The organism is Pseudomonas cremoricolorata, from assembly GCF_000759535.1.
Lineage (GTDB): Bacteria > Pseudomonadota > Gammaproteobacteria > Pseudomonadales > Pseudomonadaceae > Aquipseudomonas > Aquipseudomonas cremoricolorata_A.
Window position 1 is genome coordinate 3,064,831 of the sequence record NZ_CP009455.1, and the last position, 23,606, is coordinate 3,088,436.

Consider the following 23,606-nt stretch of genomic DNA (forward strand, 5'->3'; position numbering starts at 1 on the left):
GGCGCCTCGAATTTATCCTCGCGCCGCACCATTGAGCCTCTGCCCACTGAGCACTGTGCTGGCACCTCCGTTATCACGGTGGCGCCGGGCACGGCCGGGCACGGCGCCCGGCAGGTCCGTCCCGCGCCGACGACCGCCGCAACCATCCGACCTCGATAAGGAGATCTTATGCGCACTCTCAAACTGGCTCTGGCGGCCTTGCCTTTCTTCGTTCTCGCCGGCTGCGGCAACGATGCCCTGGATGGCACCTATGAACAGACCACCAAGGTCATGGGCTTCGAATCGCCCAAGCAGACCTGGGAGTTCTCCAAGGACTACATCACCGTCAATGGCAGCAAGCTCAAGGTCGATGAGTGGGAGCGCAAGGACGATATCGTCACCGCCCGCAACAAGGACGGCCAGGCGCTGATCAACGTGCGTGTGCTGGACGGCGGCAAGCGTCTGGAAACCGTCGGCGGCAACGAGATGGCGAAGAACATCTTCGTGCGCGTCGACTGATTCAGCCGCTCAGCGATCGGGGCTGCGACGCAGTCCCGATTTCACCTGTCAACGCCAGACCCACCTGCCTCACTCGCCTTCGCGTGCCGCCGCCATCTGGTCGTTGAAGTTATTGAAGAACTCCGCGTAATCCTCCCCGCGCTCAGCGAAGCGCAGCGGCTTGACCCGCTCCACCAGAATCTCGTCTGCCTCCGGCGTGTGCTGGAAGATGTCCATGACCTCATCGATGAAGGCCTGCAACGGCATGGCATGGGGATCGTTCGCCTGGCGTTCGCCCATCAAGTGGGTCTGCACGTAGGGCGGGGCCAGTTCGTGAACCCGTATCGCAGTGTCCTTGAGCTGGTAGCGCAACGATTGCGTGTAGGAGTGAATCGCCGCCTTGCTGGCGCTGTAGCTTGGGGTCAGCGCCAGGGGCAGGAACGCAAGGCCTGACGACACCGTGACCACCGCCGCATGGGGCTGCCTGAGAAAGTGCGGCACCAGCCAGCCATCCAGACGAATCGGCCCGAGCAGGTTGGTGGCGATGGTCGCCTCCAGTTCGGTGGCGCCTTCGCGCAGGGATTCGCCGCGCATGATGCCGGCGGCGTGGATCACCGCATTGAGCGTTGGGTACTCGGCCAGCAGCCGCTGCACAGCACGTTCGCTATCGGCCGCATCGCTGACGTCCATCACCTGGTAATGCAGGCCGGGGCTGGCGGCGACGGCCTGTTGCAGGACGTCTTCGCGGCGTCCGGCGATGATCACCTGGTTACCCAGGGCCAGGAAGGCCTTGGCCAGCTCCAGGCCGATACCGCTGCCGCCGCCGGTGACCAGAAGGGTGTTGTCTTTGGTGTGCATGCTCGAGTCCTCTGCTGCATGTGGGGTGTTCGGGCTGGGGTACGAAGGTCTGACTACAGCCGGCCTTCGATGACTGCACGGCTGCGTATCCACAACGGCCAGGGAACATCGCCGCGATGGCGCGCCTCCAATGTGCAACCCCACCAGGAGACACCCGCCATGCAACCGCAAACCGCAGGCCAGGAAGAGCAGGGCCCAAGCCAGGTGCCGTTCGTCAACGACCCGCTCAAGCCCGCCAACCAAAATGTAAAGCCCGTCGAAGCTGAAGACGAAGACCCCGAGGTGGAGCCTGAATAGGATGCGTGCACCTAGGCTGCTACCGCCTCGGAAAGGCTGCCATGCACAAGCGTGACCTGCCGCAAAAGCAGTGTCCGGTGTGTGGCCGTCCCTTCACCTGGCGCAAGAAATGGGAGCGCTGCTGGCACGAGGTGCGCTACTGCTCGGAGCGCTGCCGGCGTCAGCGCGGGGTAATCGCCTAGGCGCCTGCCCGCAGTCACGGGCGACTCCCTGTATGGCGCTGCGCGCTTCGTTCTGCTTCGGCACTGCACCGTGTTGGGCCTGGCTTCTGGAGAATAAATGAACTCCTGATTTGCCCGCTCGCTCAACTGAGAAATCTCCCGAGACAGGCATGCGATGCTCCCACACAGCGAACAAGGCCAAGGGCCGATCACCTTCGTGTTGATGCACTTCCTCGGCGGTTCGCACCGCACCTGGGGGCCGACCATTCCCTTCCTCGACCGCACGCACCACTGCGTAGCCCTGAACACCCCAGGCTTCGGCGATGCCCACGATGTGCCGGGCTATTCGGTCAGTGAAATGGCCGATCATATCGACCGCACCATTGGCCAACTCAACCTCAAGCGCTGCATCCTGGTCGGCCATTCCATGACCGGCAAGGTCGCCGTGGTGCTGGCCGCGCGTCGCCCCGACTACCTGCAAGGTCTGGTACTGGTGGCGCCGTCGCCACCCGGGCCACAGCCGATGAGCGAGGAAGATCGTGACCAGCAGCGCCAGTACGGCGCCACGCGCGCAGAAGCCGAAGCCTTCGTCGACGACTCGAGCTTTCACCGGCTGCCCGAACCGTTGCGCGAAGTGGCCATCGGCGATGCCCAGGCCGTCAATCTTGAGGCCTGGCGCGCCTGGGTCGACCACGGCAGCCGTGAAGACTGGCAGGCGCGCATCGGCACGCTGCCGTATCCGGCGCTGCTGGTGTGCGGCGCCGACGATGCACAGGTGCCCGCTGCCGAAGAACAGCGACGCACCACCCTCGCGCCATTCCCAGACGGCACCTTGTTGACCCTGCCCGCTGCCGGGCATTTGATGCCGCTGCAAACACCCCAGGCCCTGGCCAAGGTGATGCTCGAATTCGCTGACCGTATCGCTGTGACTATCCCTGAAGGAGAACGTTGATGGACTTGGGCTTGAACAACCGTGTGGCATTGATCAGCGGCGCTGCGGGCGGGATTGGCCTGGCCACCGCACGCCTGCTGGCCGAGGAAGGAGTAAAGCTGGTGCTGACCGACATGGATCAGCAGAAGCTGGAGGAATCGGCGAAAGACCTGGGCGGCGATCCGCTGCTGGTCGCCGCTGACATGACCGATCAAGCACAAGTCGATGACTTGGTGCGCCAGGCCGAATTGCGCTTTGGCCAGGTCGACATCGTCGTGCACACCGCAGGCGTCACCGGGGCCAAGGGCGACCCTCTTGAGCTGGCCGATGCCGACTATCAAGAGGCCTGGGACACCGACTTCTTCAGCGCCGTGCGCGTGGCTCGCGCCACCGTGCCCGCCATGCGCAAGCGCCGCTGGGGTCGGCTGGTGTGCATCACCTCGGAAAACGCGGTGCAGCCGTATTGGGAAGAGGCCGTATACAACGTTGCCAAGGCGGCACTGGCCGCGTTCATCAAGAACCTGTCGTACAAGGAAGCGGCCAAGGGCGTGCTGTGCAACACGGTATCGCCAGCCTTCATCGAAACCGGCATGACCGACGGCATGATGAAAAAGCGCGCTGAAGAATTGGGCGTGAGCTTCGAGGATGCGATCAAGAGCTTCCTCAAAGAAGAACGTCCGGGCATCGTGCAGGAGCGCCGCGGCCAACCCGAGGAAGTCGCTGCCGCCATCGCGCTGCTGGTCTCCGAGCGTGCTTCGTTCATCAACGGCAGCAACTTGCGCGTCGATGGCGGGTCGGTGCAGAGTGTGCAGAACTGAGGCCGCTAGCAACAGCCGAGTGATGCTTTGCAGCCTTCAATGGGCCAGTGATTGAGTCACTGGCCTTTTCATTGCTCAGCCAGCCTCCCGCCCGACTCCCTCCCACATGCTCACGTAGGGATGGCTGCAGAACTCGATGGTGTTGCCCCAGGGGGCCTGGCAATAGGCGATCTGGTAGCCCTTGGCCGGGTCGATGGTCAATACCTCGGTGCGCGCCTTGCCGCCGGCCGCTTGCAGGCGGGCGACGGTCTGGTGGATATCAGGGGCGGTCAGGCCGATAGGGTGGAAGACCGTTTTCCAGTAGGTGAAGGTTTCGCCCACGGGGTCGCTGTACCAGGTGATGGCGGTAGGCAGGTCAGGCACGGTCCGGCCTGTGTGCGGCGCAGTAAAAGGGCGTGGGTCACGGTCGGTTATCCTTGCCGGGTTTCAGTGACGTCTCAGGGCCTGGCTCGGGGTTTCCCCGAAGCGCTGCTTGTACTCGTCGCTGAAGCGTCCGAGGTGGGTGAGGCCCCAGCGCAGGGCCACGCCTGCCAGGGTCTACGCCAGTACTACAGGCTCGATCAGCGTTTCACCCTCATTGCGCACATTGCCCACCGCCGCACCTACGGCATGCCAGCGAAAATCCGCCGCTGCGCGGCAGCCGTCGCGGGCGATGGCTTCGGCGCGCTGGGCCGAGGTGCTGGGATCGAGCCATTCCCGTGCCAGGGCCGGGCCGAGCACCAGCGGCTTGCGGTCGTGGATGTCCAGCAGCCCCTGGTCGGCGGCGGCGGTGAGAATGACGAAGCCGTCACGCTCGGTATCGCTGGCCGAGGAGGGCGCCTCTGCCAGCGTGGCGAAGAACAGCGGCTCGTCCTCGGCACCGTGGATGAAATAGGGCTGCTTGCGCGCGCTGCCGTCAGCCCCAGCCACCCACTCGAACCAGCCATTGGCCGGCGCCAGCGCCCGCCCGTGGGGCCATAGGGCCTGGAAAAAACGCGCGCTGCTCACCGTTTCGGCGCGGGCGTTGATGGGTAACGGCCCCTTGCCAGTGGTCCAGGCCGGCGCCCAGCCCCAGCGCAGGCGATCGACGCTCAGCCCACCAGGCACCTGGCGGATCACCTCGACACGGCTACGCGGGGCGACGTTGTAGCGGTTGATCTGCGCATCGTCGTAGCCGTTGATCACCACCAGGTCCAGTGCCAGCTGGCGCAGGTAGAAGTCCATGCTTTCGTACAGCGAGTAGCGGCCACACATGCATCACCTCGTGCGTTGGTCGGCTGGCGGCCCGGCGGGATTGACGGCGCAGCGGTGCGCACAGTTAACTGTACGCATATACAGTTTCTGCTGGAATTCGCGTCATGACCATCACCTTCATCGGCCCACCGACGGGCGGCCGCCTGCGTTTGCCCGTCTATGCCTTTCACATTCCAGCCGGCTTTCCGTCGCCGGCCGCCGACCACCTCGACCGGCCAATCTCCCTCGATGAACTGTTCAGCCTGCGTGCGCCGCATGTGTATCTGGTCAAGGTCGACGGCGACAGCATGCGCGGGGCGGGTATCCACTCCGGTGACCTGCTGATCGTCGACCGCGACAAGCAGGCCAGGCATGGCGATATCGTCATCGCCGCGATCAACGGCGAACCGATGTGCAAACGCCTGCATCAGTGCGCCGACGAACTGAGCCTGCACTCGGAAAACCCGGCGTTCGTGCCGCGCCGGGTGGGCGAGGGCGATGATCTGGTGATCTGGGGTGTGGTGCGCTACAGCGTGCGTGACCATGCCCAGTGAACGCGTGTTCGCGCTGATCGACTGCAATTCGTTCTATGCCAGTTGCGAGCGGGTGTTTCGCCCCGACCTTGCCAACACGCCGATCGTGGTGCTGAGCAACAACGATGGCTGCATCATCGCCCGCTCCTACGACGCCAAGCCTTACGTGAAGATGGGCGAGCCGTACTTCCAGGCCCGTGAGCGTCTGCAACGCCATGGCGTGGTGGCGTTTTCCTCGAACTACGGCCTGTACGGCGACATGAGCGAGCGGGTGATGACCCTGATCGAATCGATGGTGCCGGCCTGCGAGGTGTACTCCATCGACGAGTGTTTCGCCGAGCTCACCGGCGTACCGGGCGATCTGCTCGAGCTGGGTCGACACATCCGCACCAAGGTGCTGCGCTGCACCGGCATTCCGGTCGGGGTCGGCATCGCCAGCACCAAGACCCTGGCCAAGCTGGCCAATCATGTCGCCAAGCAGCATCAGGAGCGTACCGGCGGCGTGGTCGACCTGGCCGACCCGCTCAAGCGCGAGTGGGCCCTGCGCAAGACACCGGTCGAGGAGGTCTGGGGTATCGGCAAGCGCCTCTCCCGGCACCTGCGCGTGCTCGGCATTCACACTGCCATGGACCTGTCCCTGGCCGAGCCACGCTTGCTACGCCAGCAGTTCAGTGTGGTGGTGGAAAAGACTGCTCGCGAGCTGGCCGGCCTGTCGTGCCTGGAGCTGGATGATGCCCAGGCGCCGAAACAGGAGATCTGCTGCAGCCGAATGTTCGGCATGCGTCTGGAGCACCTGGCGCCGATTCGCGAGGCGGTGGCCAGCTACACCGGCCGTGCGGCGCAGAAGCTGCGGGCCCAGGGTTCGTGGTGCAAACGCCTGCGGGTGAGCATCCGCACCGGCATTTTCAATCCCCACGAGCAACACCACGCCCAGGCGGCTCTGGTCGAGCTGCCGTACCCGACCAACGACACCCTGCTGCTCACCCGCGCTGCCACCCAGGCCCTGACTCGGCTTTACCGTCCGGGCTTTCGCTACAGCAAGGCCGAGGTGCTGTTGCTCGATCTGTGCCCTGCTGGGCAGTTCAGCGGCGATCTGTTCGCGCCTGCGCAGTCGGCCAGAAGCGAGCAACTGATGGCGGTGCTCGACCAGGTCAACGCGCGCTATGGTCGCGAAACACTGCGCAGCGCCAGCGTGCCCCAGGTGGCCGATTGGGCGATGCGCCGCGAACTGATGAGCCAGGCGTACACCACGCGCATGGATCAGTTGTGGCGGGTGCGCTGAGACCCACGGGCGGGAACGCGTATCGTCGTGCGCAGGTCGAAAGCACCTTGCCGTGTTCGATTGCGCCTGGGCGCCCGAACCCGGCACCGTCCCCTCGCACTGGAGATCCCCATGAGCACTTCACGCAGCGACGACAAACGCCCAACCCCCGATCCGGCAGAGCACAACGCCTTTTTCCCTTCTCCGTATTCGCTCAGTCAGTTCACCTCGCCCAAATCCGACCTCGGCGGCGCCGACTACCCCGCGCCCTACACCGGGGGCCGTTGGAAGGTGTTGGTGATCGGCGCTGACGAGCGGTATCTGCCGACCGACAACGGCACGCTGTTCTCCACCGGCAATCACCCGGTGGAAACCCTGCTGCCGATATATCACCTCGACAGGGCTGGTTTTGCCCTCGATGTGGCGACGGTATCGGGCAATCCGGTGAAGTTCGAGTACTGGGCCATGCCCAGTGAAGATGCTGAGGTCAAAGGCTTTTTCGAGCAGTATCGGGCGCAGTTCGCCCAGCCGCACAAACTGGCCGATGTGGTGGCCAAGGCGCTGGGCGATGACTCCGACTACATCGGCGTGTTCATTCCCGGCGGCCATGGCGCATTGATCGGCCTGCCGGAAAGCGAAGCGGTCAAGGCCGTACTGGACTGGGCCATGGCCCACGACAAGTTCATCATTTCCCTTTGCCATGGCCCGGCTGCGCTGCTGGCCGCTGGCATTGGCAAGGATCGCGCCAGCTTCCCGTTCAGTGGCTACAAGCTGTGCGCCTTCCCCGACGCCATGGACGCGCAGACTCCGGACATCGGTTATATGCCTGGGCATCTGACCTGGAAGTTTGGTGAGCGCCTGCAAGCGCTGGGGGTGGAGATCGTCAATCAAGACATTTCCGGCGCCACGCTCCAGGACCGCAAGCTGCTGACCGGCGATAGCCCGCTGGCCGGCAACAACCTGGGCAAGTTGGCCGCCAAGGCATTGCTCGAGGCCGCCAAGAGTGCCTGAGGTCGTGGTCTGAAGCACGCTCCACACTGGCCTGTTCGAGAGCGGTGCCGCGCAGGTGCCGCTCCTTTCAAGGGTGCAGAGGCGGGTGCGATCCAGGTCGCGGCATGCCTCGGCCCTGTACCACCCTTTGCGCTCGGGACTGTGCCGCGACGGCTGCCGCGGCGGATGGTAGTGTGCCGGGCTTCCGTACTCTGCCGAGACCTTGCATGGAAGCGCTGATCCGCCTTGCCCGCCTTGACGATATTGCAGCGATTTTCGCCATCCGCACCGGGGTGGTGGAAAACCACCTGTCCATGGCCGAGCTGGAGCAAATGGGTATCACCCCGGCTGCCATTGCCGAGGCCATCGAAGCCGGGCCCTGTGCCTGGGTCGCCGAGGTGTCGGGGGTGCCAGTGGGGTTCTCCATGGTCGACGATGAAGAGGCCTGCCTGTTCGCCGCGTTCGTGCTGCCTGAGTATGAAGGCCAGGGCTTGGGTCGCTGTCTGATCGCTGCCGCCGAGCAGCAGTTGTTCCAGCGTCATGCGCGCATCTGGCTGGAAACCGCTGCCGACAGCCGTGCCTGTGCGGTGTACCGTCGGCTTGGGTGGCAGGTGGTCGAGCAGTTGGCGCAAGGCGATGTGCGGTTGGAGAAGGTGCGCTGCTAGCGGTTTGCCTGGGATTGGCGCAGGTTTCGCGCAAGTCAGGGTGGTGTGATGGCCAAGGGCGTCGGTGGACTGCAGTGGGCCGGCGGGGCCGGCCATCGCGGCTGAACCGCAGCGGCGGACCGTCCGCTCCCACAGAGTGGCGTGGCTGCTGGCGAGGGCGATGAAGGTTTTTCTCACAAAACTTTCAGCCGAAGGAGGCGGATCTGGTCGCTTTCGGTGCACCTCTGGTCGCCACCGAACAACCGTAATCGCAGAAAGGTGCCATGCTTTCAGGATGCCATCGGACTGGGCGCGCCAAGATGTCCGGCCGCTGGCACGGAGGGCGACCGTGATCCACGTGACCGTGACGGGGCCGGTACGCCGCAGCTGAACACCGCCAGGTGTGCGGCCATCGGGAGGTGGACGCGCCTGGGTTGCCGAGGTCCGCTGTATGCCTGATGAACTGCACCACCTGCCGTTGATCCATCAAGTCCTGGAGCACGAACGCCACAAGCCTGGCGCGCTGCTGCCCATTCTCCATGCCATTCAGAATGGCCTGGGCTATGTGCCTGACACCGCCGTACCAGAAATCGCCCATGCGCTGAACCTGAGCCTGGCCGAGGTGCGTGGGGTGATCAGCTTCTATCACGATTTCCGCACCACCCCCCGGCACGCCACACCCTGCGCCTGTGCCAGGCCGAATCGTGCCGCAGCCGCGGCGCCGAGGCGCTGGCCGCGCAGGTGCGCGAGCAGTTGGGGGTGGACGACCACGGCACCACCGCCGACGGGGCGCTGAGCCTGCGTCCGGTGTACTGCCTGGGCGCCTGCGCCTGCTCGCCGGCGCTGGAGCTGGACGGCAAGCTGCATGCGCGGCTGACCCCCGAGCGCCTGCGCGAGCTGGTCGCTGGCTGCATGACGGAGGTGACGGCATGAAACTGTTCATTTCCTGTGATTCCCTGGCCCGCGCGGTGGGCGCCGACGATCTGGTCGAGGCGCTGCTGCGTGAAGCCGAGCGCCGTCAGGTGACGCTGGACATCCAGCGCACCAGCTCGCGTGGCCTGTACTGGCTCGAGCCGCTGGTGGAAATCGACAGCGAGCAGGGCCGGCTGGGCTTCGGTCCGATCGATTCGCGCGATGCTGCCGGCCTGCTCGATGCCTTGGGCGCCGCCGGCAACGAGCATCCCCAGGCCCTGGGCCTGGTCGAAGAAATGCCCTACCTGAAAAGCCAGCAGCGCCTGCTGTTCGCCCGCGCAGGCATCACCCGGCCCACTTCGCTGGACGATTACCGCGCCAACGGCGGCTTCGAGGGCCTGGCCAAAGCCGCGTTGATGCCCACCGAGCAGGTGGTCACCGAGGTGCTCGATTCCGGGCTGCGTGGCCGTGGCGGCGCGGCGTTCCCGGCCGGCATCAAGTGGCGCACCGTGCGCGAAGCGCAAGCTGCGCAGAAGTACATCGTCTGCAATGCCGATGAAGGCGACTCCGGCACCTTCGCCGACCGCATGCTGATGGAAGGCGACCCGTTCCTGCTGATCGAAGGCATGCTCATCGCCGGCCTGGCCGTCGGTGCCAGCATGGGCTACATCTATGTGCGCTCGGAGTACCCGGACGCCATCGCCGCGCTGAACGAGGCGATCATCATCGCCCGCGAAGCCGGCTACCTGGACAGCACCGGCAGTGGCGTGGCCTTCGACCTGGAGGTGCGGGTCGGTGCCGGCGCCTACATCTGCGGTGAAGAAACCGCACTGCTCGAATCACTGGAGGGCAAGCGCGGCATCGTTCGCGCCAAGCCGCCGCTGCCAGCGCTGGAGGGCCTGTTCGGCCTGCCGACGCTGGTGCACAACGTGCTCACCCTGGCCTCGGTGCCGATCATCATGGCCCGCGGCGCGCAGTACTACCGCGACTTCGGCATGGGCCGTTCGCTCGGCACCTTGCCGTTCCAGCTGGCCGGCAACGTGCGCCAGGGCGGGCTGGTCGAGCGCGCCTTCGGCCTGACCCTGCGCGAGCTGGTGGAAGGCTATGGCGGCGGCACCGCCAGTGGCCGGCCGCTGAAGGCCGCGCAGGTGGGCGGCCCGCTCGGCGCCTGGGTGCCGCCGGAACACTTCGACACCCCGCTCGATTACGAAGCCTTTGCCGCGATTGGCGCGATGCTGGGGCACGGCGGGGTGGTGGTGGCGGACGACACCCTCAACCTGGCGGGCATGGCGCGCTTTGCCATGCAGTTCTGCGCCGAGGAATCCTGCGGCAAGTGCACCCCGTGCCGGATCGGTTCGACCCGCGGCATCGAGGTGGTCGACCGCATCATCGCCAGTACCGATGCCGGTGAGCGTGAAGACCACGCCAACCTGCTGCGCGATCTGTGCGACACCATGCAGTACGGCTCGCTGTGCGCCATGGGCGGCATGACCGCCTACCCGGTCGCCAGCGCCCTCAAGCATTTCCCCGCTGACTTCGGTCTGGCCACTCAGGAGGCCGCGCAATGATCAACCACTTCGATCCCGCGAGTGATATCGACCTGGGCACCCCGGCACGCGACAACGCCGTGCAGGTCACTTTGGTTATCGACGGTCGCAGCATCAGCGTACCGGCCGGCACCTCGGTGATGCGCGCCGCTGCGCTGATGGGCACCACCATTCCCAAACTGTGCGCCACCGACAGCCTGGAAGCCTTTGGCTCGTGCCGCATGTGCATGGTCGAAATCGACGGAATGCGCGGCTATCCGGCCTCGTGCACCACGCCGGTCAACGAGGGCATGGTGGTGCGCACGCAAACCAGCCGCCTGGCCGACTTGCGTCGCAACGTCATGGAGCTGTACATCTCCGACCACCCACTGGACTGCCTGACCTGCTCGGCCAACGGCAATTGTGAACTGCAGACCGTGGCCGGCCAGGTCGGCCTGCGTGAGGTGCGTTACGGCTACGAGGGTGAGAACCACCTGAGCGAGGCCAAGGACGTTTCCAACCCGTACTTCGACTACGAGCCGAGCAAGTGCATTGTCTGCAGCCGCTGCGTGCGCGCCTGCGAAGACATCCAGGGCACGTTCGCCCTGACCATCAGTGGTCGCGGCTTCGAATCGCGCGTTGCGCCTGCCGGTGGTGACGATTTCCTCAGCTCCGAGTGCGTGTCCTGCGGCGCCTGCGTGCAGGCCTGCCCAACCGCCACCCTGACCGAAAAGAGCCTGGTGCAACTGGGCCAACCCGAGCGTGCGGTGATCACCACCTGCGCCTATTGCGGCGTTGGCTGCTCGTTCCGCGCCGAGATGAAGGGCGACCAACTGGTGCGCATGGTCCCGGACAAGAACGGCGGCGCCAACCACGGCCACGCTTGCGTCAAGGGCCGTTTCGCCTGGGGCTACGCCACCCACCCCGACCGCATCACCAAGCCAATGATCCGCAAGCGCCTGGAAGACCCATGGCAGGAAGTCAGCTGGGACGAGGCGGTGACCTATGCCGCCAGCGAACTGCGGCGCATCCAGCTCAAGTACGGGCGTGATTCGATCGGCGGCATCACCTCCAGCCGTTGCACCAACGAAGAGGCCTACCTGGTGCAGAAGCTGGTGCGCACCGCCTTCGGCAACAACAACGTCGACACCTGCGCCCGCGTGTGCCACTCGCCGACCGGCTATGGCCTCAAGCAGACCCTAGGCGAGTCGGCTGGCACCCAGAGCTTCGACTCGGTGATGAAGGCCGACGTGATCCTGGTGATCGGCGCCAACCCCACCGACGCCCACCCGGTGTTCGGCTCGCAGCTCAAGCGCCGCCTGCGTCAGGGTGCGCGGCTGATCGTCATCGACCCACGACGCATCGACCTGGTCGATTCGCCCCACGCCCGCGCCGAACTGCACCTGCAACTGCGTCCGGGCACCAACGTGGCCATGCTCAATGCCCTGGCCCACGTCATCGTCACCGAGGGCCTGGTGCGCCAGGACTTCGTCGACCAGCGCTGCGAAACCGAGGCCTTCGACCGCTGGCGCGAGTTCGTTGCGCTGCCTGAGCATGCGCCGGAAGTGCTTGGCCCGACTTGCGGCGTGCCGGCCGAGCAAATTCGCGCCGCCGCCCGGCTGTACGCCACCGGTGGCAACGCGGCGATCTACTACGGCCTGGGCGTCACCGAGCACAGCCAGGGCAGTACCTCGGTAATGGGCATCGCCAACCTGGCCATGGCTACCGGCAACATCGGCCGCGAAGGGGTAGGGGTCAACCCGCTGCGCGGGCAGAACAACGTGCAGGGTTCCTGCGACATGGGCTCGTTCCCCCATGAACTGCCAGGCTACCGGCATATCTCCAACGAAGGCGTGCGCGCCGAGTTCGAACAGGCCTGGGGCGTGACCCTGCAACCTGATCCGGGCCTGCGCATTCCCAACATGTTCGAGGCGGCCCTCGATGGCAGCTTCAAGGCGCTGTACTGCCAAGGTGAGGACATCGCCCAGAGCGACCCCAACACCCAGCACGTTACCGCAGCGCTGCTGGCCATGGAGTGCGTGATCGTTCAGGACATCTTCCTCAACGAAACCGCCAAGTTCGCCCACGTATTCCTGCCGGGCAGCTCGTTCCTCGAGAAGGACGGCACCTTCACCAACGCCGAGCGGCGCATTTCGCGGGTGCGCAAGGTGATGGACCCGATGGCCGGCAAGGCCGACTGGGAAGGCACTATGGCCCTGGCCAATGCCCTGGGCTACAAGATGGACTACCGCCATCCCTCTGAAATCATGGATGAGATCGCACGCCTGACACCGAGCTTCCACAACGTCAGCTATGCCGAGCTGGAGCGCCATGGCAGCCTGCAATGGCCGTGCAACGAGGCGGCGCCGGACGGCACCCCGACCATGCACATCGACCACTTCGTGCGCGGCAAGGGCCGCTTCATGCTCACCGGCTACGTGCCCACCGACGAGAAGGTCAACAGCCGCTATCCGTTGCTGCTGACCACCGGGCGAATTCTGAGCCAGTACAACGTTGGCGCGCAGACCCGGCGCACCGGCAACAACGCCTGGCACGCCGAAGACCGCCTGGAAATCCACCCAAGCGATGCCGAAAGCCGCGGCATCAATGATGGTGACTGGGTGGGCATCGGCAGCCGTTCGGGCCAGACCGTGCTGCGTGCGATGGTCAGTCCGCGGGTGGCACCGGGGGTGGTCTACACCACGTTCCACTTCCCTGAATCAGGGGCTAACGTGATCACCACCGACAACTCCGACTGGGCGACCAACTGCCCGGAATACAAAGTCACGGCGGTTGAGGTGGCGAAAGTCTTCCACCCCTCCGAATGGCAGAAGCGCTATCAGGACTTCAGCGATGAACAGCGCCGTCTGCTCAAGGAGCGCCGTCAACACGAAGGCAAGGAAAAAGCCGAGGTACGCCGATGAGTACGCATGACAACCTGGTGAAGATGGCCAACCACATCGCCCACTACTTCGACAGCGAGCCTGATCGCGAGCTGGCGGTGCAGGGGCTGAACCAGCACCTGCGCAGTTTCTGGACGCCAGCGATGCTCAAGCAGTTGAGCGAGAAGGCCAAGGGCGAGGCCGCCAATGACCTCGATCCGCTGGTACTGAGGGCGCTGCACAGCGCCTGAGGCGGAGAGTGAACGACACGGGGGCCGCTGATGCGGCCCCCGTGCTGTGCGTGGTCAGGACTTGAAACGCCCGACCAGGGTGTCGAGTTCGCCGGACAGTTGCGAAAGCCGGCCTGAATCGCTCTGCGCGCCATGGGCCAGGCGTTCGACCTGCTGCGCCTCGTCGTAGATCTGTTGAATGTGCCGGTTGATCTCTTCGGCGACGCTGTGCTGTTGCTCGGCGGCGGCGGAAATCTGCAGGTTCTGGTCGCGGATCTCGTTCACCGATTGCTGGATGCCCTCGAAACTGCCGCGGGTGCGTTCGATGGAGGCGACGCTGCTGCGCGACAGCTCCAGGCAGCCGTCCATCTTGCTCGATACTTCGTGGGTCTTGCTCGCCAGGGTGTTGAGCAACTGGTCGATTTCAGTGGTGGAATCAGACGTGCGCTTGGCGAGCGCGCGCACTTCATCGGCGACCACGGCAAAGCCCCGGCCCTGGTCGCCGGCCCGTGCGGCCTCGATGGCGGCATTCAGCGCGAGCAGGTTGGTCTGCTCGGCGATGGCACGGATGGTGCCGAGTATCTGGTTGATGCTGCGGCTGCCTTCTTCCAGCTCAAGCATGGCCTGAGACGACTCGCTGAGCCGTTCGCCCAGGCGGTTGACGCTGTCGGTAGTGACATCGATCTGCTGCTGCCCCTCGGCGACGCGGCGGTGGCCGCTCTCTGCGGCATTGGCCGCGCTGCTGCACGAGCGCGCCACCTCATTGGCGGTGGCGACCATCTCGTTGAAGGCGGTGGACACCAGCTCGACGGCCTCGCGCTGGCGTCCGGCGGCATCGTTCATGTTGCCGGCCATTGCGCTGTTGAGCCGCGAGGCGTCCTGCAGATTGTCCGAGGCCGCGCCGATGCGCTGGATCAACTGGCGGATCGCGGCCAGGAACTGGTTGAACCAGCCGGCCAGTTCGGCAGTTTCGTCCTTGCCTTGAATGTGCAGGTCGTGACGCAAGTCGCCTTCACCCTCGGCAATCGCCTGCAGGCCGCTGCTGACCTGGCCGATGGGCCGCACGATCAGTCGGGCGAAGGCGGCTGCCAGCACGGCGAACAACAGCGCCAGGGCGCCGACGATGAACACCGTCAGCCACGTCATGCGGGTGGCTGCGCTCATCACCTCGCTGGCCTCGATCAGGCCGACGAAGCGCCAGCCCAGGCCTGGCGAAGTCCAGACGTTGGCCATGTAGCGCACACCGTCGATGTCGACCTGGGTCGAGCCTTGCTCGGTGGCGGCCAGTTGCGCGTAGGGCTCGCCCAGGCTTTTGAGCGGCTTGAAGTTGTGGCTGGGGTCACGCGGATCGACCAGCACCACACCGTCCTCGATCAGCATGACGTAGCCGCTGTCGCCCAGCTTGATGCTGCTGACCAGTTGGCTGAGGTTTTTCAGCGAGACGCTGACCACGTACACGCCCTTGGGGGCGCCGTTGGCGTCCTGCAAGGTGCGCGCGGTACCGACCAGGGCGACATCGTCTTTCTCGTAATAGTAGGCCGGGGTACGCACGGTCTTGCCTGGGCTGGCCATGGCCTGTTTGTACCAGGGCCGGGCACGGGGATCGTAGCTGGCCAGTTGCGGGTCGTCCGGCCATTTGGCGTAGCTGCCATCTTCCAGGCCGATGGAGATGATCGCCGCCGCCGGGTGGCTGGCGCCGTAGCGGGCGAACTGTTCGATCACCCGCTGCGCCTCGGCGGGCAGGAGCTGGCTGGCAGCGTCAGCCTTGCGGTAGTCCTTGAGCGTGGTGACCGAAGTGTAGGTGGGATCGGCCGCCATCTGTTCGACGTTCTGCGCCGTGGCGTCGAAGAACTGGCGCATGTTGCCATCGATCTGGCGAATCTCGCGGGTACTGCCGTCGATGAATTGCTCGACTGCCTGGTTACGGATGTTCAGCACCGAGATCACCGCCACCAGGCTTACGGGGATTAGGGCGACAAGGACGAAGGCGAGGATCAGTTTGCTTTTTATTTTCATCGTGACACGTCATCCGTGCAGTGGGCGAAAGAGCCATGGGTGATGGCTCGTTGCCATCGTCACTGTGTCGGCGGCGTGTTGGTAAACATTAGGCGAGGATGTGTGTACAACTTTAATTTCGATTGTGGCGCATGGGGCGGTCTAGCTACCCGGCCGCGCCGAGCCGGGTAGTGCAAAAGCGGCTTCAGAAGGCCAGCTTGCAGCCGATCAGCAACAGCATGCCGGCCAGGCACGGGCGCAGCACCGCGTCAGAGATACGCCCGGTGAGGTGGCTACCCAGGTAGATACCCGGCAGCGAGCCGAGCAGCAGATAGCCGAGCAGCGACCAGTCCATGTTGCCCATGCTGGCGTGGCCTAGGCCTGCGACCAGGGTCAGCGGCACGGCGTGGGCGATTTCCGTGCCCACCAGGCGGCGGGTGACCAGGAATGGATAGAGCAGGAACAGCGCCACCGTGCCCAGCGCGCCGGCGCCGATGGAGGTCAGGGTGACCATGATGCCGAGCACCACACCGGTGATCACGGTGAGGATGTTCAGGGTGCGGTCGCTCAGGTGGTAGTGATCGCCGGCGTGGCGATTGGCGAAGGCTTGCAGACGGGATTTGAACAGGATCGCCAGCGCGGTGAGGATCAGTACCACCGCCAGGCCTTGCTTGATGATGGCGTTGAGCGCCGAGGTGTCGGCGTGCAGGGTACTTAGGAACCACAGCGTCAGGGCTGCGGCAGGCACGCTGCCCAGGCTCAGCCAGCCGGTGATCTTCCAGTCGATGTTCTTGTTGCGGCCATGGACCCAGACGCCACTGGCCTTGGTGATGGCGGCGTAGAGCAGGTCAGTGCCCACTGCGGTTGCGGGGTTGATGCCGAACCAGAGCAGGATCGGGGTCATCAGTGAACCGCCGCCGACGCCGGTCATGCCGACGATGAAACCTACGATCAGCCCTGCAATGGTGAAACCGAAAGAACCTACATCCATACGCTACTCAATCGTCCAGCTGTGCCCGTTATCGGATGGCAGCCAGCATATAGATTTTTTTATAGCTAAATAGACTTGTTGGTTATGAGCTTATAACAGGTACTTTCCATGGGGTCTTTGTCGGCCGCCGAAGCGGGGCTGGCAGGCCAGCCCCGTCGTCGGTCAGATGCCGAAGCTGCCGACCAGTTGCTTGAGGCGCCCCGCCTGTTGGCTCAACGCGTCGCAATGGCGCAGGGTTTCGTTGAGGTTTTCCACCCCTTGCTGATTGAGGGCGTTGATCTGGGTGATGTCCAGGTTGAGGCTCTCGACCACGGCGGTCTGCTCTTCGGTGGCGGTGGCCACGGACTGGTTCATGCCGTCGATTTCACCGATGCGCTGGGTCACGCTGGCCAGGCGCTCGCCCGCCTGGTTGGCGACCTGCACGGTCTGCTCGCTGGACACTTGGCTGGTATGCATGGTGTGCACTGCCTCGCGTGAGCCGACTTGCAGGCTGGTGATCATGCGGTGGATTTCTTCGGCCGATTCCTGGGTGCGGTGGGCCAGGTTGCGCACTTCATCGGCGACCACGGCGAAACCACGTCCGGCTTCCCCGGCGCGCGCGGCTTCGATGGCGGCGTTGAGCGCCAGCAGGTTGGTCTGCTGGGAGATGCCCTTGATCACGTCGAGAATCTTGCCGATTTCGTCGGTGCTGGCGTTGAGCACTTCGATCTGCTGGCACGATTCGCTGATCTTCTGCGACAGGCTGGTCATTGCGCCGATGGCGTCGTCGACCACCTTGCGGCCGTCGTTGGCCTGCTCGCTGGCACCGCTGGCATGCTGCGAGGCGTCGGCGGCGTTGCGGGCGATTTCCTGGGTGGCGGCGCCGAGCTGGTTGATCGCCGCCGCGACGCTGTTGGTGCGCATGCTCTGCTCTTCGGAGCCGGTGATCGAGGCGTTCGAGGCGCCCACCACTTGCTCGGACAGGTCATGCACCTGGCGGGTGGCCGAGGCGACTTCGCGGATCGAGGTGTGGATACGCTCGACGAAGCGGTTGAAGGCATTGGCCACCTCGCCGAACTCGTCCTGCTGCTGTACTTCCAGGCGCTTGGTCAGGTCGCCTTCGCCGTCGGCGATGTCACGCATGGCGCGGCCCATGACCGTCAGCGGGCGCATCAGCAGCGGAATCAGCAGGCTCAGCAGGGCGGCGATGGCGGCCACGGCCACGAGCATGGCAATGATCGCCGAAGTGCGGAACTTGCTCAGCGCAGCGTAGGCCTTGTCCTTGTCGATCGACAGACCGATATACCACTGCGCCGATGGCAGGCCGTTGACCGGGGCGAACGACATCAATCGCTCGCTGCCATCGAGGGTGACGTCCTGCAGGCGGCTGGTCAGTTCCAGGTTCTGGCCGGCGTAGATGTCCTTGAGCTGCTTCATCACCAGGGTCTTGTCCGGAGCGACGATCACCTGGCCTTCGCGGTCGACCAGGAAGGCGTGGCCGATGCCGCCGAAGTCCACCGAATTGATGATTTCCACCAGGGTATCGAGGGTCAGGTCACCACCGACCACGCCGAGCAGTTCGCCGTTGCTGCGGCTCTTCACCGGGGTGGCGATGGTCACCACCATCCCGCCGACTGCGCCCATGTAGGGCGGCGTCAGCACGGTCTGCCCGGCACTGGCGGCGGCGCTGTACCACGGCCGCTTGCGTGGATCGTAGTCAGACGGCATCGACACGTCGGGACGCTGGGTGAACACCCCGTTGTTCTGACCAAAGTAGGTGAACAGGAAGTTGCTGGTGTAGGAAGGCTGATCGACCAGGCCCGGCAGGGTGTCGCCAGCATTCTGCTGGGCGATGTCCTGGGCGAGGTTTTCCAGCACCAGAATGCGTCCGCTCATCCAGTTCTGCACGCTGCTGGCGGTCAGCTCGCCAGACTGCTGCATGGATGACTCCAGGTTCTGGGTGATGGTGCTGCGTTGCAGGTAGTCGTTGTAGAGCGTGAACAAGGCGAATGCGAGCACGACCACTGCGCAGGCGCTCAGGAGAATCTTGTGGCGAAACTTCAGGTTCATGTTTCCAGACCTAGCCATGGGAAGGGGAGGTTGCCATGCGCCGCGGCGCATGAACGAAACCTGTCAGAACAGGTATCGGCACCGGACGGGTTTCTTTAAAAGGTTGGCGCACTAATCTTTCCCAATGGACGACGAACGGTCTGCGCCCGAGCAGCGGTGGGCATGCCGTACAAAGCAGAGGTAATCTCCTATCTGTTCCCGTACACTTCGCAACTGTTCCGGTAATCTTTCCAGGCTCTTCGTCACAAGAACAACGACACCTGCGCTTCGAGAACCTGCCATGACCAACCTGCTGCTGTACCAGAAAATCGCCCAGCAACTGGCCGAAGACATTCGCCGTGGCGTCTACCAGCCAGGCGAGCGCGTGCCTTCAGTGCGCAAGATGAGCGCCCAGCTCAATGTCAGCCATGCCACGGTGTTGCAGGCCTACGCCAACCTCGAAGACCAAGGCCTGATTCGCGCGCGGCCGCAATCGGGCTACTACGTCCACCAGACCCCGGCGCTGACCGCACAGACCCCCGACATCGCCCGGGTCGAACGCCCCGGCCTGGTCACCCGTGCCAGCATTATCCAGCAGGTGTTGGCCGAAGCTCGGCGCGACGGCGTGTATGCCTTCGGCGCGGCGGTGCCGAATGTCGATTATCTTCCGGTGCGGGCACTGCACCAGCAGTTGGCGAAGGTCACCCGCTTCCACAGTCCGCGGGCCTTCAGCTATATGTTCAGCCCCGGGTTCGAACCCTTGCGGCGGCAGATCGCCATTCGCATGCGCGACGCTGGCGTGCTGGTCGACCCCCGCGAGGTGGTGGTTACCCATGGTTGCGTCGACGCCCTGCAGATGGCCTTGCGCGTGCTGACCCGTCCGGGCGACCTGATCGCCGCCGAGTCGCCGACCTACTACGGGTTGCTGCAACTGGCCGATCTGCTGGGGCTCAAGGTCATCGAAATCCCCAGTGACCCCTCCACCGGCATCAGCCTGGAAGCGCTGCAGCTGGCGGCCAATCAGTGGTCGATCAAGGCGCTGGTACTGACTGCGCGGCTGAGCAACCCACTGGGCGGCACCATCCCGGAAGAGCGGCAGAAGCAGCTGCTGCGCCTGGCCTCGGATTTCGACATCCAGATCGTCGAGGACGATATCTACGGCGAGCTGATGTTCGAGCAGGGTCGCAGCAAGGCGCTCAAGGCCTTCGACCGGCTCGACCGGGTGATCTACTGCTCGAGTTTCTCCAAGACCTTGTCGCCCGGGGTGCGGGTGGGCTGGATGATTCCCGGGCGCTATCAGGATGAAGTGCAGCGCCTGCAAACCTTCACCACCCACTCGGCCTGCAGCGTCACGCAGATGGCGGTGGCCTCTTACCTGGAAAACGGCGGCTACGACCGCCACCTGCGCTACATCCGCCAGGAATACCGCAAGAACCTCAGCGCCTACCAACTGGCGGTGCAGCAGCACTTCCCGGAAGGCACGCAAATGACCCGGCCAACGGGCGGTTTCATTCTGTGGGTGAGTTTGCCGGGACGGGTCAATACCCAGGAATTGCATGTGCGTGCGCTGGAACAGGGCATCAGCATCGCGCCGGGGCTGATCTTCAGCAATACCGAGCAGTTCAACCACTGTATTCGCATCAATTGCGGCATTCCGTGGAACAAGGAATCGGAGCGGGCGCTGATCACGCTGGGGCTGCTTGCATTGCAGCTGTGCAAGGAGACGACGGGCGCCGTCGCCTAGGCTTGCCAGCGGAGGCGCGAAGATGGAGCATAGGCACTTTGCTATCGTGCTGCGGGTGACCATGAAAACGCTACGTTGCATTGCCTTGCTGGTGGGTTTTTCGGCGTTCAGCTCGCTGGCTGGTCTCGTGCAGGCCGCGCAGCCCAGTGATCGGGGCAGTGCGGCTGTGCAGTCTGCGCCAGCCACGGGCATGTCCAAGGCCAAGCCGGCGGCGTCAGCCAAGACGCCGGCCCGCAAGAGCAATAGTTCGCGCAAGCCGGTCGCCAAGAAGCCCGTCAGCAAGGCGGTCACCCAGCCGGTGCCGGCGACCAAGATCGACCTGAGCCTGCCCAAGGACATGGTCAAGGACCTCAAGCCTGAGCTCGACTCCTCGCCCGTGGCGCACACCCCGCTGCTGCCTGCCATGTTCCCCGATACCCCGGGCGGCAGCGACAGCAACTTCCAGCTCAATGGTCGTCTGATCAGCAACGAAATGCAGCTGCAGTTGCGCAACGAGTCGCGTCGCGACCTGGAAGGCGCAGCCATCGAGTTCGAATTCAAGCAATGATCGACCGGCCGCAGGTCAGGGCGCCGAACTGACTTGGCAGTCATTTGCCCCAGGCGATTTCAAACGGCTGTTTGCCCAGCTACTATCCGGGGACGCACGTCCCGTTTCCACTCCAGGAGTTCAGGTTTCGATGAAATGCCGTGAGGGCTGTGGCGCCTGCTGCATCGCCCCTTCCATTAGTTCCGCCATCCCCGGCATGCCCGAGGGCAAGCCGGCAGGGGAGCGTTGCCTGCACCTTTCGGCGCAGAACCTCTGTCAGTTGTTCGGTCAGCCGCAAAGGCCGGCGGTATGCGGCGGCTTCAAGGCTGAGGTGGACGTATGCGGCAGCGATCGAGACGAGGCGATCAGGCTCATTGGCTGGCTGGAGCGGATGACCGCGGCGTAAGCGGGTAGATCTTCGACAACAAGGAACAACACGATGAGATCAGTGAAACGCATTGCACTGCTGCTGAGCGTCAGCGTACTGCTGGCACCCCTGGCCCAGGCCGAGAACTGGGAGGTGAAGAAGGACGAGGACGGCATCAAGGTGTCGCTCAGTGATGTCGCCGGCTCCAAGTACAAGGCCTATCGAGGCGAAACGCTGATCAAGGCGCCATTGGCCAAGGTCGTCGCCGAGCAGGAGAACGTGACCGCTGCCTGCACCTGGATTCACGAGTGCAAATTGCAGAAGCTGCTCAAGCACGAAGGCGATCAGGCCTGGACCTACACCCAGTTCAACACGCCATGGCCGGTGACCCCGCGTGATTCGGTGCTGCACATCACCACCTCGCGCGCCGCTGATGGCAGCGTCACGCGCGCCTTCGAGGAAGCGTCCGACTACCTGCCAGAAGAGAAGGGCTTCGTGCGTGTCGCCGAGGTCGAGGGGTTCTGGAAGTTCGCGCCGCAGGGCGATAACACCCAGGTGATCTACCAGGTGCACACCGAGCCGGGCGGCAGTGTACCGGCGCTGGTGGCCAACAAGTTCGTGGTCGATGCGCCGTTCAATACCCTCAAGCAACTGCGCGCCAAGGTCGAAGGCGGTAAATAAACGGCGAACTGCCCATAAAAAAACCGGCGCTCCAGGGCGCCGGTTTTTTGCGTCTCGAACAAGCGCTTACTTGCGGTCTTTGAGTGCGGTGATGTCGCGTTGTTGCTCACCGGTGTACAGCTGGCGCGGACGGCCGATCTTGTACGGGCTGGAGAGCATTTCCTTCCAGTGCGAAATCCAGCCGACGGTACGCGCCAGGGCGAAGATCACGGTGAACATGCTGGTCGGAATGCCGATGGCCTTGAGGATGATCCCCGAGTAGAAGTCGACGTTCGGGTACAGCGAGCGCTCGATGAAGTACGGATCGGTGAGGGCGATCTCTTCCAGGCGCATGGCCAGTTGCAGCTGCGGGTCGTTCTTGATGCCGAGCTCGGCGAGCACTTCGTCGCAGGTCTGCTTCATCACGGTGGCGCGCGGGTCGCGGTTCTTGTAGACGCGGTGACCGAAGCCCATCAGCTTGAACGGGTCGTTCTTGTCCTTGGCCTTGGCGATGTAGGTGTCGATGTTCGACACGTCGCCAATCTCATCGAGCATGGTCAGTACGGCTTCGTTGGCGCCGCCGTGGGCCGGACCCCACAGGGCAGCGATGCCCGCGGCGATACAGGCGAACGGATTGGCGCCGGAGGAGCCCGCCAGACGCACGGTGGAGGTTGAGGCGTTCTGCTCGTGGTCGGCGTGGAGGATGAAGATCCGGTCCATCGCCTTGGCCAGCACCGGGCTGATCGGTTTGATCTCGCACGGGGTGTTGAACATCATGTGCAGGAAGTTTTCGGCGTAGGTCAGGTCGTTGCGCGGGTACATCATGGGCTGGCCCATGGAGTACTTGTAGACCATCGCGGCCAGGGTCGGCATCTTCGCGACCAGGCGCACGGCCGAGATTTCCCGGTGCTGCGGATTATTGATGTCCAACGAGTCGTGGTAGAACGCCGACAGGGCGCCGACCACGCCGCACATCACCGCCATGGGGTGAGCATCACGACGGAAGCCGTTGAAGAAGGTCTTCAGCTGTTCGTGAACCATGGTGTGGTTCTTTACATTGCTGACGAACTTGGCCTTCTGCTCTTCGTTCGGCAGTTCGCCGTTGAGCAGCAGATAGCAGGTTTCCAGGTAGTCGGACTGTTCGGCCAGTTGCTCGATGGGATAGCCGCGGTGCAGCAGCACGCCCTTGTCGCCATCGATGTAGGTGATCTTCGATTCACACGAGGCAGTGGCCATGAAGCCAGGGTCGAAGGTGAAGTGACCGGATGCCCCCAACCCGCGGACGTCGATGACATCGGGACCAACGGTGCCGGTTAAAATCGGCAGCTCGACGGGGGCAGCGCCCTCGATGATCAACTGCGCTTTTTTGTCAGCCATGTGGCCTCCTATTAATGCTTGAAATCATCTGACAGACCCCCCACGCAGGGCCCGCACCACTATAGAGGGATAAATTCAGATGTCAATTTGCCTAAAGGCTGCTTGAAACACTGCCTGAGCGTTGATTTTTCAAGAAATTCCCGCCCATTTACGCCTTTTGCAGGAAGAAGGCAATGCGCTCTTTGG

23 protein-coding genes and 3 pseudogenes are annotated in these 23,606 nt (G+C 64.2%); 17 read left to right on the forward strand and 9 right to left on the reverse strand.

The window, feature by feature from the left end:
* Positions 1–168 precede the first annotated feature (168 nt).
* A complete protein-coding gene (locus LK03_RS13750) occupies positions 169–498 on the forward strand; it encodes a hypothetical protein (protein WP_028693919.1) in 330 nt (109 codons plus the stop codon).
* Positions 499–567: 69 nt separating this feature from the next.
* Here the strand turns inward: LK03_RS13750 and LK03_RS13755 are convergent, their stop codons facing one another.
* A complete protein-coding gene (locus LK03_RS13755; RefSeq protein ID WP_038412928.1) occupies positions 568–1,335 on the reverse strand; it encodes an SDR family oxidoreductase in 768 nt (255 codons plus the stop codon).
* Between the two features lie 159 nt (positions 1,336–1,494).
* Here LK03_RS13755 and LK03_RS22315 point away from each other — a divergent pair, with 159 nt between their 5' ends.
* The 4 genes from LK03_RS22315 (at position 1,495) to LK03_RS13765 (ending at position 3,542) form a co-directional block, all read left to right on the forward strand.
* On the forward strand, positions 1,495–1,632 hold the full coding sequence (locus LK03_RS22315; RefSeq protein ID WP_167334496.1) for a hypothetical protein: 138 nt from the start codon (positions 1,495–1,497) through the stop codon (positions 1,630–1,632).
* A 41-nt stretch (positions 1,633–1,673) separates the two neighbouring features.
* Positions 1,674–1,814, forward strand: a complete 141-nt coding sequence (locus tag LK03_RS21970; RefSeq protein ID WP_081951602.1) for a DUF2256 domain-containing protein — start codon at positions 1,674–1,676, stop codon at positions 1,812–1,814.
* Between the two features lie 154 nt (positions 1,815–1,968).
* Positions 1,969–2,745, forward strand: coding sequence for an alpha/beta fold hydrolase (locus tag LK03_RS13760; RefSeq protein ID WP_038412929.1), 777 nt, complete (start codon positions 1,969–1,971; stop codon positions 2,743–2,745).
* Positions 2,745–3,542 (forward strand): SDR family NAD(P)-dependent oxidoreductase, encoded by a 798-nt coding sequence (locus LK03_RS13765; RefSeq protein WP_038412930.1) that lies wholly within the window; start codon positions 2,745–2,747, stop codon positions 3,540–3,542. The genes LK03_RS13760 and LK03_RS13765 overlap by 1 nt, the downstream gene beginning before the upstream one ends.
* A 75-nt stretch (positions 3,543–3,617) precedes the next feature.
* On the opposite strand, the gene LK03_RS13770 is transcribed toward LK03_RS13765, so the two are convergent.
* Together LK03_RS13770 and LK03_RS13775 are read right to left on the reverse strand one after the other, a co-directional pair.
* Positions 3,618–3,905 (reverse strand): hypothetical protein, encoded by a 288-nt coding sequence (locus tag LK03_RS13770; protein WP_049870489.1) that lies wholly within the window; start codon positions 3,903–3,905, stop codon positions 3,618–3,620.
* 174 nt (positions 3,906–4,079) lie between these two features.
* Positions 4,080–4,775, reverse strand: a complete 696-nt coding sequence (locus LK03_RS13775) for an SOS response-associated peptidase family protein (protein ID WP_038412931.1) — start codon at positions 4,773–4,775, stop codon at positions 4,080–4,082.
* A 104-nt stretch (positions 4,776–4,879) separates the two neighbouring features.
* Here LK03_RS13775 and LK03_RS13780 point away from each other — a divergent pair, with 104 nt between their 5' ends.
* The 8 genes and pseudogenes from LK03_RS13780 to LK03_RS13815 all read left to right on the forward strand — a co-directional run bounded on the left by LK03_RS13780 (position 4,880) and on the right by LK03_RS13815 (position 13,753).
* Positions 4,880–5,308 carry a LexA family protein gene (locus LK03_RS13780; RefSeq protein ID WP_038412932.1) on the forward strand — a complete coding sequence of 143 codons (429 nt, stop codon included), beginning with the start codon at positions 4,880–4,882 and terminating at the stop codon, positions 5,306–5,308.
* The gene (gene umuC / locus LK03_RS13785; protein WP_038412933.1) at positions 5,298–6,569 is read left to right on the forward strand and encodes a translesion error-prone DNA polymerase V subunit UmuC; all 1,272 of its coding nucleotides are present in this window, start codon (positions 5,298–5,300) and stop codon (positions 6,567–6,569) included. Before LK03_RS13780 ends, umuC begins: the two co-directional genes overlap by 11 nt.
* A gap of 111 nt (positions 6,570–6,680) precedes the next feature.
* Positions 6,681–7,559, forward strand: a complete 879-nt coding sequence (hchA, locus tag LK03_RS13790; protein ID WP_038412935.1) for a glyoxalase III HchA — start codon at positions 6,681–6,683, stop codon at positions 7,557–7,559.
* A 206-nt stretch (positions 7,560–7,765) separates the two neighbouring features.
* The gene (locus tag LK03_RS13795; RefSeq protein ID WP_038412937.1) at positions 7,766–8,203 is read left to right on the forward strand and encodes a GNAT family N-acetyltransferase; all 438 of its coding nucleotides are present in this window, start codon (positions 7,766–7,768) and stop codon (positions 8,201–8,203) included.
* A 430-nt stretch (positions 8,204–8,633) separates the two neighbouring features.
* A pseudogene (locus LK03_RS13800) lies at positions 8,634–9,115 on the forward strand (formate dehydrogenase subunit gamma).
* A complete protein-coding gene (locus LK03_RS13805; RefSeq protein ID WP_038412938.1) occupies positions 9,112–10,662 on the forward strand; it encodes a formate dehydrogenase beta subunit in 1,551 nt (516 codons plus the stop codon). The pseudogene LK03_RS13800 and the gene LK03_RS13805 overlap by 4 nt, the downstream one beginning before the upstream one ends.
* Complete coding sequence (fdhF, locus tag LK03_RS13810; RefSeq protein ID WP_038412939.1) at positions 10,659–13,544, forward strand: formate dehydrogenase subunit alpha; 2,886 nt, start codon at positions 10,659–10,661, stop codon at positions 13,542–13,544. The genes LK03_RS13805 and fdhF overlap by 4 nt, the downstream gene beginning before the upstream one ends.
* Positions 13,541–13,753: a formate dehydrogenase subunit delta gene (locus tag LK03_RS13815; protein ID WP_038412940.1), complete on the forward strand. Its 213-nt coding sequence runs from the start codon at positions 13,541–13,543 to the stop codon at positions 13,751–13,753. The genes fdhF and LK03_RS13815 overlap by 4 nt, the downstream gene beginning before the upstream one ends.
* 54 nt (positions 13,754–13,807) lie before the next feature.
* On the opposite strand, the gene LK03_RS22875 is transcribed toward LK03_RS13815, so the two are convergent.
* From LK03_RS22875 to LK03_RS22890, 5 genes and pseudogenes are all read right to left on the reverse strand, one after another.
* Positions 13,808–14,587, reverse strand: a complete 780-nt coding sequence (locus LK03_RS22875; RefSeq protein ID WP_430962081.1) for a methyl-accepting chemotaxis protein — start codon at positions 14,585–14,587, stop codon at positions 13,808–13,810.
* A 75-nt stretch (positions 14,588–14,662) separates the two neighbouring features.
* A pseudogene (locus LK03_RS22880) lies at positions 14,663–15,748 on the reverse strand (cache domain-containing protein); the annotation flags it as partial.
* Positions 15,749–15,932: 184 nt separating this feature from the next.
* Positions 15,933–16,718, reverse strand: coding sequence for a sulfite exporter TauE/SafE family protein (locus LK03_RS13825; RefSeq protein WP_038412942.1), 786 nt, complete (start codon positions 16,716–16,718; stop codon positions 15,933–15,935).
* Positions 16,719–16,880: 162 nt separating this feature from the next.
* The gene (locus tag LK03_RS22885; RefSeq protein WP_430962082.1) at positions 16,881–17,621 is read right to left on the reverse strand and encodes a methyl-accepting chemotaxis protein; all 741 of its coding nucleotides are present in this window, start codon (positions 17,619–17,621) and stop codon (positions 16,881–16,883) included.
* Between the two features lie 117 nt (positions 17,622–17,738).
* A pseudogene (locus LK03_RS22890) lies at positions 17,739–18,818 on the reverse strand (HAMP domain-containing protein); the annotation flags it as partial.
* A gap of 229 nt (positions 18,819–19,047) precedes the next feature.
* On the opposite strand from LK03_RS22890, the gene LK03_RS13835 reads away from it, so the two are divergent.
* From LK03_RS13835 to LK03_RS13850, 4 genes are all read left to right on the forward strand, one after another.
* Positions 19,048–20,490 carry a PLP-dependent aminotransferase family protein gene (locus LK03_RS13835; RefSeq protein WP_028693901.1) on the forward strand — a complete coding sequence of 481 codons (1,443 nt, stop codon included), beginning with the start codon at positions 19,048–19,050 and terminating at the stop codon, positions 20,488–20,490.
* 61 nt (positions 20,491–20,551) lie between these two features.
* Entirely contained in the window at positions 20,552–21,037 is a 486-nt protein-coding gene (locus tag LK03_RS13840) for a hypothetical protein (RefSeq protein WP_038412945.1), read from the forward strand.
* Positions 21,038–21,167: 130 nt separating this feature from the next.
* Complete coding sequence (locus LK03_RS13845) at positions 21,168–21,422, forward strand: YkgJ family cysteine cluster protein (RefSeq protein ID WP_038412946.1); 255 nt, start codon at positions 21,168–21,170, stop codon at positions 21,420–21,422.
* A 33-nt stretch (positions 21,423–21,455) separates the two neighbouring features.
* Complete coding sequence (locus tag LK03_RS13850; protein ID WP_038412947.1) at positions 21,456–22,064, forward strand: START domain-containing protein; 609 nt, start codon at positions 21,456–21,458, stop codon at positions 22,062–22,064.
* Between the two features lie 66 nt (positions 22,065–22,130).
* Here the strand turns inward: LK03_RS13850 and gltA are convergent, their stop codons facing one another.
* Positions 22,131–23,420, reverse strand: a complete 1,290-nt coding sequence (gene gltA, locus LK03_RS13855; protein ID WP_028693897.1) for a citrate synthase — start codon at positions 23,418–23,420, stop codon at positions 22,131–22,133.
* Positions 23,421–23,606 lie beyond the last annotated feature (186 nt).